Origin of the sequence: Bradyrhizobium sp. AUGA SZCCT0431 (genome assembly GCF_018131065.1) — a bacterium.
Taxonomy (GTDB): domain Bacteria; phylum Pseudomonadota; class Alphaproteobacteria; order Rhizobiales; family Xanthobacteraceae; genus Bradyrhizobium.
Window position 1 is genome coordinate 30960 of the sequence record NZ_JAFCLR010000010.1, and the last position, 13156, is coordinate 44115.

9 protein-coding genes are annotated in these 13156 nt (G+C 62.1%); 5 read left to right on the forward strand and 4 right to left on the reverse strand.

Translation table 11 applies throughout. The annotated features are described in order from the left end of the window. Positions 1–116 precede the first annotated feature (116 nt). Positions 117–1493, reverse strand: a complete 1377-nt coding sequence (locus JQ567_RS11575) for a cytochrome P450 (protein WP_212438930.1) — start codon at positions 1491–1493, stop codon at positions 117–119. A gap of 191 nt (positions 1494–1684) precedes the next feature. Between JQ567_RS11575 and JQ567_RS11580 the strand changes: the two genes are divergently transcribed. Further along, positions 1685–2506: a hypothetical protein gene (locus JQ567_RS11580; protein ID WP_212438931.1), complete on the forward strand. Its 822-nt coding sequence runs from the start codon at positions 1685–1687 to the stop codon at positions 2504–2506. Between the two features lie 173 nt (positions 2507–2679). Here the strand turns inward: JQ567_RS11580 and JQ567_RS11585 are convergent, their stop codons facing one another. After that, positions 2680–3921 carry an LLM class flavin-dependent oxidoreductase gene (locus tag JQ567_RS11585; protein ID WP_212438932.1) on the reverse strand — a complete coding sequence of 414 codons (1242 nt, stop codon included), beginning with the start codon at positions 3919–3921 and terminating at the stop codon, positions 2680–2682. Positions 3922–4739: 818 nt separating this feature from the next. Between JQ567_RS11585 and trpS the strand changes: the two genes are divergently transcribed. Beyond that, positions 4740–5756, forward strand: coding sequence for a tryptophan--tRNA ligase (trpS, locus tag JQ567_RS11590; RefSeq protein ID WP_212438933.1), 1017 nt, complete (start codon positions 4740–4742; stop codon positions 5754–5756). 305 nt (positions 5757–6061) lie between these two features. On the opposite strand, the gene JQ567_RS11595 is transcribed toward trpS, so the two are convergent. Continuing rightward, positions 6062–7045, reverse strand: a complete 984-nt coding sequence (locus JQ567_RS11595) for a formylglycine-generating enzyme family protein (protein ID WP_212438934.1) — start codon at positions 7043–7045, stop codon at positions 6062–6064. Positions 7046–7148: 103 nt separating this feature from the next. Between JQ567_RS11595 and JQ567_RS11600 the strand changes: the two genes are divergently transcribed. Further along, positions 7149–8765 carry a hypothetical protein gene (locus JQ567_RS11600; RefSeq protein ID WP_212438935.1) on the forward strand — a complete coding sequence of 539 codons (1617 nt, stop codon included), beginning with the start codon at positions 7149–7151 and terminating at the stop codon, positions 8763–8765. 39 nt (positions 8766–8804) lie between these two features. Here JQ567_RS11600 and sthA read toward each other — a convergent pair whose 3' ends face one another. Further along, complete coding sequence (gene sthA / locus JQ567_RS11605) at positions 8805–10196, reverse strand: Si-specific NAD(P)(+) transhydrogenase (RefSeq protein WP_212438936.1); 1392 nt, start codon at positions 10194–10196, stop codon at positions 8805–8807. Between the two features lie 164 nt (positions 10197–10360). On the opposite strand from sthA, the gene JQ567_RS11610 reads away from it, so the two are divergent. Together JQ567_RS11610 and JQ567_RS11615 are read left to right on the forward strand one after the other, a co-directional pair. Continuing rightward, on the forward strand, positions 10361–11782 hold the full coding sequence (locus tag JQ567_RS11610; RefSeq protein ID WP_212438937.1) for an MFS transporter: 1422 nt from the start codon (positions 10361–10363) through the stop codon (positions 11780–11782). Between the two features lie 126 nt (positions 11783–11908). Beyond that, complete coding sequence (locus tag JQ567_RS11615; RefSeq protein ID WP_212438938.1) at positions 11909–13156, forward strand: PHB depolymerase family esterase; 1248 nt, start codon at positions 11909–11911, stop codon at positions 13154–13156.

Consider the following 13156-nt stretch of genomic DNA (forward strand, 5'->3'; position numbering starts at 1 on the left):
TAGGGTGGGGCAAAGGCGCACTTCGCGCCGTGCCCACCATCTATCCAAGACCGCGGCCTGAAATTGGTGGGCACGCTGTCGCTTTGCCCACCCTACGCACTGCACGCGAAGGCGTGTCACACCGGCTTCAGCACGACCTTCAGTCCGTCCCGCGGTTTTGGGATCGGCCACATCTGCCAGTCCGGCTTGTAGCCGGGCTCCAGCGAGACGCTGAGATTCTGCAGGAAATGCCGTGCAAAGCATTTCGCCTGCATATAGGCAAAATGCAGCCCGAGGCACATATGCGCGCCGCCGCCGAACGGCACCCAGGCGAAGCGATGACGGTTGCGCTGCGCCTCGTCGGTGAAACGCATCGGATCGAATATGTCCGGATCGGGCCAGATATCGGCCATGTGATGGGTGAACAACGGATTGACGCCGACCAGCGTGCCGGAGGGGATCGTATAGCCCTTGAAGGTGAAATCGCGGACCGCGCGGCGCGGCATCGAGGGCACCGGCGGCTTCAGCCGCAACGCCTCCTTGAACGCCATCTCGCTCAGCGGCATTTTCTCAAGATTGTCGATGCTGGAGGGATCGTTGGCCTCGATGCCGAGCCCCTTGACTTCCTCGCGCAGCCGCGCCTGCCATTCTGGATGCGCGGCAAGCTCGCCGACAAAGGAAGTCAACGACGACGTTAGCGTGTCATGCGCCGCCATCATCAGGAAGCTCATATGATCGATGATGTCCTGGGTCGACAGCAGCGCGCCGTCCTCATGGGTGGCCTGGCAAAGTTGCGAGAACAAATCGTCGCCGCCGCCCCGCGCGCGGCGGATCGGAATTTGCTCGGAGAAATAGGCGACGATCCGCTTGCGCCCCGCAACGCCGCGGCCCATCTGCGTGAACGGCAGCGGGTATCGGATCGGTGCCACGGCCGCCGCCACCATGTCGACAAAGGCGCGCGTGATCTCGTCCACCTCGGGACCGATCTCGGCACCGAGAAACGATGTAGCCGCCAGATCGAGCGTGAGCTGCTTCATCGCCGGATAGACCAGCATCTCGCCGGGTTGCGCCTTCCACTGCTGGACGCGTACGGCAATGCCGCGGTCGAGATCAGTGAGATAGGATTTCATCGGGCCGGATTTGAAGGCGACCGACAGCGCGCGGCGGTGCAGGCGGTGCTCCTCGAAATCGAGCAGCATCAGCCCGCGCGGGAACAGCCGGCCGAGGATCATGCCCCAGCCATGGGTCGAGGAAAATTGCTTGGCCTGGTCGAACAGCAACAGTTCGTTGGCCTCGGGGCCGAGCAGGTTGATGCTGGTCTCGCCGAACACATGGCTGCGATAGACCGGGCCATATTTGGCGTGCATCCGCTCGACCTGCCCTTTGGGATCGGCGAGCACCTCCAGCGTCTTGCCGATCACCGGCCAGCCTTCGTCGCCCGGTATGTGCCTGAGTGAACTACGCTTCGGCGGTGTAAGGGTGATCGCGGGGGAAGCCACATTCTGCATCGACATGGCAATTGCTCCGGTTCGGCGCTGGCCCATTATGCGTCGGGTTATCGGCGTAACCAAGGGCATTAGGTAACGCTTTGTTTAGCAGGCGCAAAGCCGGAAGCCCGCGCAGGACGCCGGTGCATCCAAACCGCGCCACAACGTCGTGGGGCCATGCTAGGCTGCTGCTAAATCAAGCGGATCGGGGAGCTGTGATGTCGAGAATTTGGGGTGTGATTGCCGTCACGTTTGCCGCGATGGCCGCCGTCGCCGGACCAATCGCCGCACAGGCGCAGACCCTCCCTCGCATCACCAGCTTTGGTCCGGATTTTCCCAAGACCGGAATCTTCATCGGCAACAGCTTCTTCTATTACAACAACGGCCTGCCGGGTCATCTGTCGTTGATGGAGAAGGCCGCCGACCCCGAGAACGTGCAGGCCTACCGCAACACCATGGTTACGATCGGCGGTTCCGGCTTCGACTGGCATGATATCGAAAGCTATTTCCGGCCCAACGCGATCGGCAGCTATTCCTTCGACCCGAACAACAACGTCGTCTTCAACAAGCTCGACCGGCTGTTCGACGTCGCCGTCATGATGGATTGCAGCCAGTGCCCGATCCATCCCACGCTCAAAACCGTATTCACCGACTATGCGAAGAAGAACAGCGCCATCGTGCGCGCCAAGGGCGCCAAGCCCGCGTTCTTCATGTCCTGGGCCTATGCCGACAAGCCGGAGATGACGGCGCAATTGGCCGAGGCCTACACGATTGCCGGCAACGAGAACAACGCGCTGGTGATTCCCGCAGGCCTTGCCTTCGCCCACGCCATCAGCAAGCAGCCCGAGCTCAACCTCTATGCGCCGGACAAGCGCCATCCATCGCTGGCGGGCACGTATCTCGCAACCTGCGTGGTGTTTGCGTCGCTGACCGGACGCTCGCCGGTCGGCAACCCCTATCTCGCCGGCATCGATGCGCCGACCGCGAAATTCCTGCAAACCGTGGCGTGGGAAACCGTGCAGAGCTATTATGCGAAGTAGTCAAAGCTGACGATGTCGTCCCGGCCTTGAGTCGGGACCCATACGCCGCGGTCTATCGGCGAGCGCGCTAATTTAGCGTAAGATATCTTCCACAACAATGTCCGCCGCGGAGTATGGGTCCCCCGATGCGCAATTGCGCATCTGAGTTCGCCGGGACGACATCGTGTGCTCCCTTACGCCTTGCGCTTGGCGGCTTCCTTCTGCAGGTCCGGCGCATTGATGGTGGGGATCGCCACCCGTCCAGGCCCGGTGACCGCGAGGGCAGCGGCAGCCTTGTCGTTTTCCATGATCTTGGCCATCACGGCTTGCCCCGCGCGCTCGAACACCGCGCGGTTCTCGACCAGGAATTTCTGCGACTCGCGCAGTCCTTTGACATAGCCGTTGATCTCCGGGATCACGTAGCGCGCCACCATGTCCCAGCTGCGCCGGGTGTTTTCCGGATTGGCCCAGTCATGCACGAAGCCGACGATGGTGCCGACGCCGCCGGAAACCGCCGTCAGATTCTTGATGGTCTTGATCAGGTCGTCAGGCGTGCCGATGGTGGAAGCGGCGGCCTCGCCGCCCGCAGTCTTCTCGAGCGCGTCCTCGGGTGACTTGAACGGCTCGAGGCCCGGCCGCTGCAGCGTGCCGACATTATATTCATTGTGCCACTTCATCAGCCCCGGGCCGGCCTCGCGATAGGCTTGTTCGCGCGTCTCGGCGATGTGCCAGCTAAGCAGCACGCGCCAGTCGGCGCGGCTCACGGTGGTGCCGGCCTTCTTGGCGGCGTCCTCGGCAAAGCCCCATTGCGTCGGCAGCGCCATCAGGCCCTGCGTCGACATCGAACCCAGCGAGATGATGCCGATACCGTATTTGCCCGCCAGCGTCATGCCCGAGGGCGAAATCTGCGACGCCACCACGAACGGCATGTCTTCCTGCAGCGGCAGCAATTGCAGCGCGGCGTCGTTCATCTGAAACCAGTCGCTCTTGGCGGTGACGCGCTCGCCCTTGAACAGCCGGCGGATGACCGCGATCGCTTCGTCCTGACGGTCGCGCTGCGTCATCGGATCGATGCCGAGCGTGTGCGCGTCGGAGGCCAGCGCGCCCGGACCGGAGCCGAAGATGGCGCGGCCGCCGGTCATCCAGTCGAGCTGCACCATGCGCTGCGCGACATTGTAGGGATGATGATAGGGCAGCGACACCACGCCGGTGCCGAGCTTGATGCGCTTGGTGCGCTCGCCCGCGGCGGCCAGGAACATTTCCGGCGAGGCGATCATCTCCCAGCCCGAGGAATGGTGTTCGCCGCACCAGAACTCGTCGAAGCCGAGCGTGTCGATCTGCTCGACGAAGTCTAGGTCGCGGCGGAATTGCAGCAGCGGATTCTCGCCGATCGGATGATGCGGGGCGAGAAAGGCTCCGAATTTGAGGCGCGCCATGGGGTTTTCTCTCCGGATGTATTGTTCTTTGGAATTGCTCGGCGCCAAACTACGGGGTGGGGCAGGGCAAGGCAATCCTCCAAGCCCGCCGCTGGCGCATGGTTGTCGCGCAAGTTTGGCTGACATACCGTCGGCCGGAATTATGGCCACTCACCTCAGGGACCATCATGAATCGCTTCCTCGCCCGATGAATCTCGCAAAACCCCGCATCGATATCGGCTTTGCCACCAACCACGCGCGGCCGCGCTCTCCTTCTGGCAAAACGAGATCGGGCTGCCGTTCGATTATGCGCATCCGATCCGCCGCGGCTACAAGCAGCATCGCCACGATCTCTGCGGCTCGATCCTGAAGATCAATCAGGTCTACGAACCGCTACCGGACAATCCGCCGTCGGGCTATCGCGAATTGCTGATCGCGCGCGATGGCCTCACCGCGCCGAAGCCAATGGCTGATCCCGAAGGTAACCGCGTCGTGCTGGTGCCGAAGGGCATGTACGGCATCGAGGTGTCGCACGGGCCTCGCTCGCCGGGTCGCTCGAGCCTGCGCATGGATAGGTTTTGGTGAGGACGATCCGAAGGGCGCATCAGTAGTTTTGGGGATGCGCGTCACCAAAGTATCGGCTTGCCGGGCGCGGGCATCAATGGCATGCTCGGCATATGACGTCCAAATGCATTCCGCTCAAGTCGCTTTGGTGGCGCTCCTCTTAAGGAGTGGCATGGCGTTACTATTTTCAACGACCTTCGCCGCCGTGATCGGGTGAGCCAAGGTCGTTTTCCGACAAGTCTCCAATCGCGGCGGCTCCAATCAGGAGAAGCCATATGCTTGTCGAGACGGTGCGACCAATCATTCTCACCGGTGATCGCACCACCGGACCCCTTCACCTTGGCCACTATGCAGGCTCGCTGAGAAACCGAGTTGCGCTTCAGCGCACGCATCGGCAGTTCGTTTTGCTGGCCGATGCCCAAGCCTTGACGGACAATATTGACGACCCCGAAAAAGTGCGCAGCAACGTGATGGAAGTCGCCCTCGATTACCTGGCCGTCGGCATAGATCCGAACGAAACGACAATTTGCGTGCAGTCCGCATTGCCCGCGCTTGCCGAACTTGCTCAGCTTTATCTTAACTTTGTTTCCGTGGCCCGATTGGAGCGCAATCCGACGATCAAGGATGAGATTCAGATGCGGGGCTTTGAGCGGGACATTCCCGCGGGCTTCCTGTGCTATCCGGTGGCGCAGGCCGCCGATATTACGGCATTCAAGGCGACGGTCGTGCCGGTGGGATTGGATCAAGCTCCGATGATCGAACAGACGAATGAAATCGTTCGTCGGATCAATCGGCAAGTCGGTCGTGAGCTGTTGGTGGAGGCAAAGGCGCTCATTCCGGCAACGGGACGACTTCCCGGCGCCGATGGAAAAACGAAAATGAGCAAGTCCCAGGTTAATGCGATTTCGCTTTCAGCCTCGCCCAACGAGATCAGCGCTTTTGTACATCGCATGTACACGGATCCAAACCACTTGCGCGCATCCGATCCAGGAGTGGTCGAAGGCAATGCTGTTTTTACATACCTTGATGCGTTCGACACTGACCGCGCCGCCGTCGATGAACTGAAAGAGCGCTATCGGCGCGGGGGACTTGGCGATGTAACGGTCAAGCGCCGCCTTGAAGACGTGTTGCAGGAGCTGCTGAAACCGATCCGCGAACGTCGCGAGGCCGTCTCCAATGACCTCGGCTACGTGCTCGATGTACTGCGCTCCGGCACATCCAGGGCGCGTGCGATAACCCAATCCACCTTCGATGAATTGCGCGATGGTTTGGGCCTGTTTTCGTTGGACTGAGCAATATGAGGCGCCCACGTGCTTGCCGCCACGATCCGCCCGAAACCGATGGACACAGGCGGTGGAAGCGACCCATCGTAGTTCTACGGAGGGCGATGCATAAAGGCTTAAGGAACTTTGACTAGGTCTAGCATCAGCATTCCAGAACAGAACGCGAAGGTCCCGGTCCTTCTGTGGCGGTCGAGCCGGGCTCTTCTCTCCAGCTTCCAATGAATCAGCTACCCGCAGGCGGCGCCGTACTCAGCGGCGTCGCCTGTTATTTCATGACCGATCCATCTCGATGGGTGGGGCTGATCACCCTTTCCTCACTGCACCGGCACGTTCAGCGAGCGCACCACGCGAAAACTGTAGCCGCCGCCGTCGACGATGCCGTTTTCGCGATAGCCCGCGCGAACCATGTTGGCCATCCAGTCCCAGGTGCCGCCGCGCAGCATGCGCCGCTCGCAATTGCCCTCGAGCCAGGGCGAGCCGTCGACCGGCGTATCTTCGTTGTAGCGTTTGTTGAAGCAGTCCTCGGTCCATTCGAACACGTTGCCGTGCACCTGATACAGACCGAACGGGTTGGGCGGATAGGAGTCCACCACCGCGGGTCCCTTGCTGTCAGCACCGCGCGGCCCGGCGCCATAGGGGATCGATGCTTTGTAATTGGCGTTCTGCGCGGTGATGGTGTTGCCGAACCAGAACGGCGTCGAGGTGCCGGCGCGGGTGAAATATTCGCGCTCGGGTTCGCTCGGCAGCCGGTAGGTGCGGCCGACCTTCTTCGACAACCACGCCAGATAGGATTTCGCGGCCACGAAATTGATGCCCTGCGCCGGCATGCGGCCGCGGCCAAAACCCTTGTCGTCGCCCTTGTCGCGGCCGCAGCCGCCGTCGGCGAGACAGGCGTCCCATTCGTCGAACGAAATGGTGAAGCGGCCGACCGCGAACGGTTTTGCAAGACTGACGCGATGAATGGGGTCCTCGCCCTTGAAACGGTCCGGCTCATCCGCGGGCGTGCCCATCATGAACGAGCCCTTCGGCACCACCACCATTTCAGGACAGACATCGCATTCCTTGAAACTGTCCTTTGGAATGAGCGACTGCTCGATCTCCGGCGTCAGCGGCTGGACGCGGTTTTCCGGAAATATCTGCCGGGGCGCGCGTGCGGGCGGGGTCTGGCCTTCTTCCGCGACCGGTACCGGCGTCTGCATGCCCGGCGGCCACGGTTTTGTTGCCGACGCGCTGCCAGTGAATGAAACGACGAGCACTGCGGCCATCGGCGCAAGGAGAAGCTTCGACACGAATTCCATAGATCATCCCTTGCGCGGACCGGTAATGGTGCTTGGTCGCGGGCCAGGGGATTCGCGTTCACGGCAAATTTGAAGTCGTCGGGCGCCTAAGCTAGACCAAGCCATGGGCTACTTTCCCGACGAATCCACCGAGCGCGCATGGGCACGATACGCCGTATTGGCATTGCCGCTGCTCTACCTGATCGTCGCCCTGACCTATTCGGCATACATGGCGCCGTGGGGGCGTCAGGTCGATCCCGAGTCTGCTTATGCGATGAACGGCCTTGCCTGGGCGGCGGGCTATCCCATGATGAAGAACGATCATCCCGGCACGACGACGATCCTGCTCGGCGGGATCGTCATGAAACTCTATGCATTCATCAGCGGCCGTTCCGACATCATCGAATTCGGGCTGAAGAACTACGACGCATTCATCCACGCGTCGCGGGCCGTCGAGGCCCTGCTGATGTCGCTGGCCTTGCTGGCCTCCGGCCTCATGGTGCAGCGCGTGACGCGAAGCGCGATTGCCGCTGTTCTGTTTCAGGTCGGGCCATTCGTCCATTTCGAGTTGATGCACTTCGAACTGATGCTGACCCCCGAAAGCCTGATGATTTCATGTGTCGTTCTGGGAACCGGGCTGGTGCTCAAGTCGGCGCTCGGCCGGGAGCCGCCGACCGCAGGTCTCGGCGTTGCGCAAGGCCTCGTGTTCGCACTCGGACTGTCGTCCAAATATCTGTATGCGCCGCTGGCTATTCTTTCCGTGGCGCTGCTGCGGAGCTGGCGGGCGTATGTGCTGGCGACGTTGGTCGGTGCGTTCGGATTTTTTGTCTTCAACAGGATATTGAATCCGTACGTCTTCACGAGCGGATTCCATTGGCTTGTGAGTATCGCAACGCACAAGGGCATCTACGGCGCCGGCGAGCCGGGCTTCATCGACTTCAACCTGTTCTGGTCGAACATGGCCCGGATCATCGCGGCGAGCCCTCTGATCTCAGCGGTGTTCGTCCTTGGCGGGTGCGTTGCACTGGCGCGAATGTTGACCAGCCGCGATTACCTGAATCCGGTCAGCCTGACGCTGCTGGCGTGTTTCGTCGCCTTTGCGGCGCAGCTGCTCGCGACGTCCAAGCATTTCAACCTGCATTACATGGTTGCGTCATGGACGCTGACGGGCGGCGTTCTCGTGCTGAGCGTCATCGAGATGCGAAGACTGTGGCCCGCGCTGTCGCCACGCCTGCTTGCCGGCGCGGCAGGATTGATTTGCATCGCCCTTCTTTCCACGAGCCTGATTAGGCTCAAGGACGAAGCGGTGACATGGAGCGGCCTCAACCGGACCGGCGCCAGGCTGTCGCAAGCCGTCGTCTCCGCCGCGCCGACCTGCGCCAATGTCTCCAGCATGTTCGTGCGCGCGCCCGAGAACGGGTTGAACCACGGCGCGGACATGACACTCGGCACCCCGAAAATGATAGCCAGCTTCTCGGAAGCCTATGCGCGGGCTTTCAAGGAGCCGTTGCTGGATCACAATTTCTACCGCAATATCCTGCTCCGGAATTTCATAGCGCACAGCTACGATCAGCTCGCCCGTGAGTATCCGTGCATCGTCGTGCGGACCTCGCAGGAGCTCAACGCCAGAACGTCGGGTGGTCTTCTGGAGTTGCGGCCCGATCATTGTGTCGTCGAGAGCATCCACGTTTACACGGTCGGGATGACGTGCAGGAAAATCCAGGACGCCATGGCGAAGTGAGCGTGTTCTGGGCGCCAGTCGGAGCGCCGCGAAACAGCCCTACCGCGTCATCCTGTTCCACGCATCAAGCCCGGCGATCTTGTAGGCTTCCGCCAGCGTCGGGTAATTAAAAGTGTTCTGGATGAAATAGTCGATCGTGCCTTTGAGGTTGAGCACGGCCTGGCCGATATGGATCAGTTCGGTGGCGCCTTCGCCGAGGATATGCACGCCGAGCAGGCGGCGGGTCTTGGTCGAGAAGATCATCTTCATCATGCCGCTGTTCAGCCCCATGATGTGGCCGCGCGAGGTCTCGCGAAACCGCGCGACGCCGACCTCATAGGGAATGCCGCGCGTCCGAACTTCTTCTTCCGTCAGCCCGGTGGTCGAAATCTCCGGCACCGAATAGATGCCGTAGGGGAAGAATTCCGGCGGCGCCAGCGGCTCCATGCCGAGCGCATGGCAGGCCGCGACGCGGCCTTGCTCCATCGAGGTCGAGGCCAGGCTCGGAAATCCGATCACGTCGCCGGCAGCGTAGATATGCGGCACGCAGGTTTGCAGCGTCAATGGATCGACCGTGATGCGGCCGCGATGATCGACTTCGATCCCGGCCGAGCCGAGATTGAGCCGGTCGGTGGCGCCGACGCGTCCCGCCGCGAACAGCAGCATCTCCGACATCACGACGCGGCCATCGGCGAGTTTGGTCTGGATGCCGCCGCCCGCGCTGTGTTCGATCGAGTTCACCGCGGAGCCGAGGCGCAATGCGACATTGCGGTCGCGCAGCTCGTGCATGAATTCCTCGATCAGTTCCTTGTCGATGAAATCCAGAAACGTCGGGCGCGGCTCGATCAGGGTCACTGCAACGTCGAGCGCGGAGAAGATGGTGGCGTATTCGACCCCGATCACGCCGGCGCCGATCACGGCGAGGCTGCGCGGCAGTTTCGGCAGGTCGATGATCTCGTCAGAGTCGAACACGGTCTTGCCGTCGAACGGTACGTAATCGGGACGGAACGGCCGCGTGCCGCAGGCAATCAGGATGTGGGCGGCCGTCACAGTGCGGGTTTCGCCGTTCGCCGCCGTCACTTCGATCTGATGCGGGCCGACAAAACGGCCTTCGCCGGCGGCGGTGCGCACCAGATTGCGGCTGAACTGATGTTCGAGCACCTCGACCTCGTGATCGAGCGTCTTCTGCAGCCGCACGATCAGGTCCCGGGCGGCGATGTCCTGTTTGACCCGGTAGGAGCGGCCGTAAAAGCCCCGCTCGCGCCAGCCGGACAGGTTGAGCACGGTCTCGCGCAGGGTTTTGGAGGGGATGGTGCCGGTATGGACGGAAACGCCGCCGACCCGGCGGCCCTTTTCCACCACCAGCACCGATTTGCCGAGCTTGGCGAATTGCACGGCGGCGCGGCGCCCGGAAGGGCCGGACCCGATCACCAGCATGTCATAGTCGTACATCTAGGCCGTCCCGAACGCACAAGCGCCTGAAAAAGCTGCAGGAAGCCTCAATCGCCATGCAGCAATCGGGCCAAATCCCCCGGAGCTTTACCTCCGGGGTAATCGCTCGCATGACCGAAAGCTGTAACGGATGCGTGCAACAGATTTCGGACAGGCCGCTGCCAATGCACCAGATCGTCACAAACCCCGTCGAAAACTCCGTCGATTCCTGGCGCCGCTGGTGGGTGCTCGCGATCGTGGTATCCGCGCAATTCATGTTCGGGGTCGACGCCTTCATCGTCAACGTCGCGATCCCGACCATTGCGGCCGAACTGCAGGCGAGCGCAGCGCAGATCGAGGCCGTGATCGCGGTCTATCTGATCGCCTACGCCACGCTGGTGGTCACCGGCGGCCGGCTTGGCGACATCTACGGCACGCGCAACGTGTTCATATCGGGTGTGTTCGGCTTCACCGTCACCTCGCTGTGGTGCGGGCTCGCGCAGTCCGGTCCCGAACTCATCCTGGCGCGGCTGGCGCAGGGTGCCACCGCGGCGCTGATGGTGCCGCAGGTGCTTGCGACCATTCATCTGCTGTTTGCCGATAGCTCGCGCGACCGCGCCTTTGCCATCTACGGCATCGTGCTGGGGCTGGCGGGAGCTGCCGGTTTTCTCCTCGGCGGCATTCTGGTGACGTCAGATCTCGCCGGCCTCGGCTGGCGCGCGGTGTTTTTCGTCAACGTGCCGTTTGGCGCGGTCATCATCGCCGCCGCTTTGCGGCTGATGCCGACCGTGCCGCGCCGCGCCGGCACACGGCTGGATATTCCTGGCGCGGCCGTGCTGTTTGTCGGCCTGCTGTGCCTGATCGGTCCCCTGCTGTTCGGCCATGATTTGCAATGGTCGCCTTGGGTCTGGCTGGTGATGGCCGCCGGCGTCGCCATCATCGCCGCGTTCCTGCAACTCGAACGCTTCGTCGCGCAAAAGGGCGGCATGCCGCTGATCGATCTGTCGCTGTTGTCGGACCCCGCGTTCATGCGCGGGCTATCAGCCGTGTTCTTTTTCTTCTTCGCCAATCTGTCGTTCTATCTGGTCATGACCATGTTCATGCAAAAGGCGTTGCAGATTCCGCCGCTGCAGGCCGGGCTCGTCTTCATCCCGCTGGCGCTGACCTTTGTGATCGCTTCGCGCCACAGCGGCGTGCGCGCAAAGCATCGCAGCACGCTGGTGCTGATCGAAGGCTGCGCGGTGCAGCTCGCAGGTCTTGCCGCGCTGGCAGCTGTTATCGAATGGGTCAACGCGCCATCAGCCATTGTGCTGGCGTTGGTGCTGACGATCTTCGGCTACGGCCAGGGATTGGTCATGGCGCCGTTGTCGAGCGCGGTGCTCTCGACCGTGAAGCCTTCGAGCGCCGGGGCGGGCTCTGGCATGTACGGCACCATGGCGCAGATCGCCAACGCTGCCGGTGTTGCCGCGATCGGCGCGCTGTTCTTTGCGATCGAAGCCGCGGGCGCGGCGCGACCGGCGCTTCTTGTCGCGTGCGCACTGTTCGCATTGTCGATCATGGCATGTGCCGCATTCCTGACATGGATGCGGCGCGCGACCATGGGATGACAAATTAACGTCGATAACGAAAATTCAATTCTGGGGACCGACAGTGCACGGTCTTTTTATTTTGCACTGCAGCAACTATCTGGTTGAGGTGACGTTGTATGGACGATCACCTCCAGGAGCTGCCAGTTGTCACTCACCAAAAACGTCGACTTTCTCCGCCATCTTCCTAAGCTGAGTGCCTTCAATGGCTTGCCGGGGTATGGCCGGAGCATTGTGCACAGCCCCCTGGTCGAAATTAACGATTTCGGCTCGAATCCGGGCGCGCTCCGGATGTTTTCATTCGTACCTGAACACCTCCCGCGCGCGCCTGCGCTGGTCGTCGTGCTGCACGGCTGCGGCCAGACCGCGGCCGGCTACGATCGCGGCGCCGGCTGGTCGACGCTTGCGGAGCGTTACGGCTTTGTATTGTTGATGCCCGAACAACAGGCATCGAACAACGGCAACACCTGTTTCAACTGGTTTAATCCGGAAGACATTTCGCGCGATGGTGGTGAAGCCGGGTCGATCCGGCAAATGATCGCGCGCATGGTCGGCGATCACAAAATCGATTCACGCCGCATCTATGTGACCGGGCTCTCCGCCGGTGGCGCCATGACCTCGGTGATGCTCGCGACCTATCCGGACGTGTTCGCGGGCGGCGCCGTCATAGCCGGCCTGCCATACGGCATTGCCGGCAATGTGCGTGAAGCGTTGAGCGGCATGATGCAGTCGCCGCAGCGCCCCGCGGCCGAATTGGGCGACCTCGTGCGTAACGCGTCAAGGCACAAAGGCCCGTGGCCGAAATTGTCGGTGTGGCACGGCAGCGCCGATCGCACGGTGAGCCCGGGCAATGCGGATGAGATCGTCAAGCAGTGGCTCGATGTGCATCAATTACCGCTTGCGCCGATGTCGACGGGCGATGTCGACGGCTATCCGCGTCAGGTCTGGTGGAACGCCGACGGTGAGACCGTTGTCGAATCCTACACCATCACCGATATGGCCCATGGCACGCCGCTTGGCGCGACCGACAATGACGAGCGCTATGGCGAACAAGGTGCCTTCCTGATCGAGGCAGGCATCTCGTCGTCCTATCACATTGCGAATTTCTTCGGCCTGACCGACCAAATTCGTCAACCCAGGACAGTGCCTCATGCGGCTTCAAAGGCCGTTTCCAAGACCACTCCGGCCGACCCGACGGGAATCTCGCGCGAACGCGCCGGCGTCATCGCGATGACGGTTCCGGTGCCTGCACCCGAACCGGATCTGGCCACGGTGTTGTCGCCGCGCCCGACGCGGGTTCACCACGCCAAGCGGGCGCAGTCTCCGCGCCGCCGCGGCATTGATGTCAGTGAAGTCATCACCCGCGCGCTGACCGCCGCGGGCCTGATGAAATAG

Bases quoted from the DNA above. Each gene is read 5' to 3' on its own strand.
- JQ567_RS11575 (WP_212438930.1), bottom strand. From the start codon at position 1,493: ATGTCGATGCAGAATGTGGCTTCCCCCGCGATCACCCTTACACCGCCG.
- JQ567_RS11580 (WP_212438931.1), top strand. From the start codon at position 1,685: ATGTCGAGAATTTGGGGTGTGATTGCCGTCACGTTTGCCGCGATGGCC.
- JQ567_RS11585 (WP_212438932.1), bottom strand. From the start codon at position 3,921: ATGGCGCGCCTCAAATTCGGAGCCTTTCTCGCCCCGCATCATCCGATC.
- trpS (WP_212438933.1), top strand. From the start codon at position 4,740: ATGCTTGTCGAGACGGTGCGACCAATCATTCTCACCGGTGATCGCACC.
- JQ567_RS11595 (WP_212438934.1), bottom strand. From the start codon at position 7,045: ATGGAATTCGTGTCGAAGCTTCTCCTTGCGCCGATGGCCGCAGTGCTC.
- JQ567_RS11600 (WP_212438935.1), top strand. From the start codon at position 7,149: ATGGGCTACTTTCCCGACGAATCCACCGAGCGCGCATGGGCACGATAC.
- sthA (WP_212438936.1), bottom strand. From the start codon at position 10,196: ATGTACGACTATGACATGCTGGTGATCGGGTCCGGCCCTTCCGGGCGC.
- JQ567_RS11610 (WP_212438937.1), top strand. From the start codon at position 10,361: ATGCACCAGATCGTCACAAACCCCGTCGAAAACTCCGTCGATTCCTGG.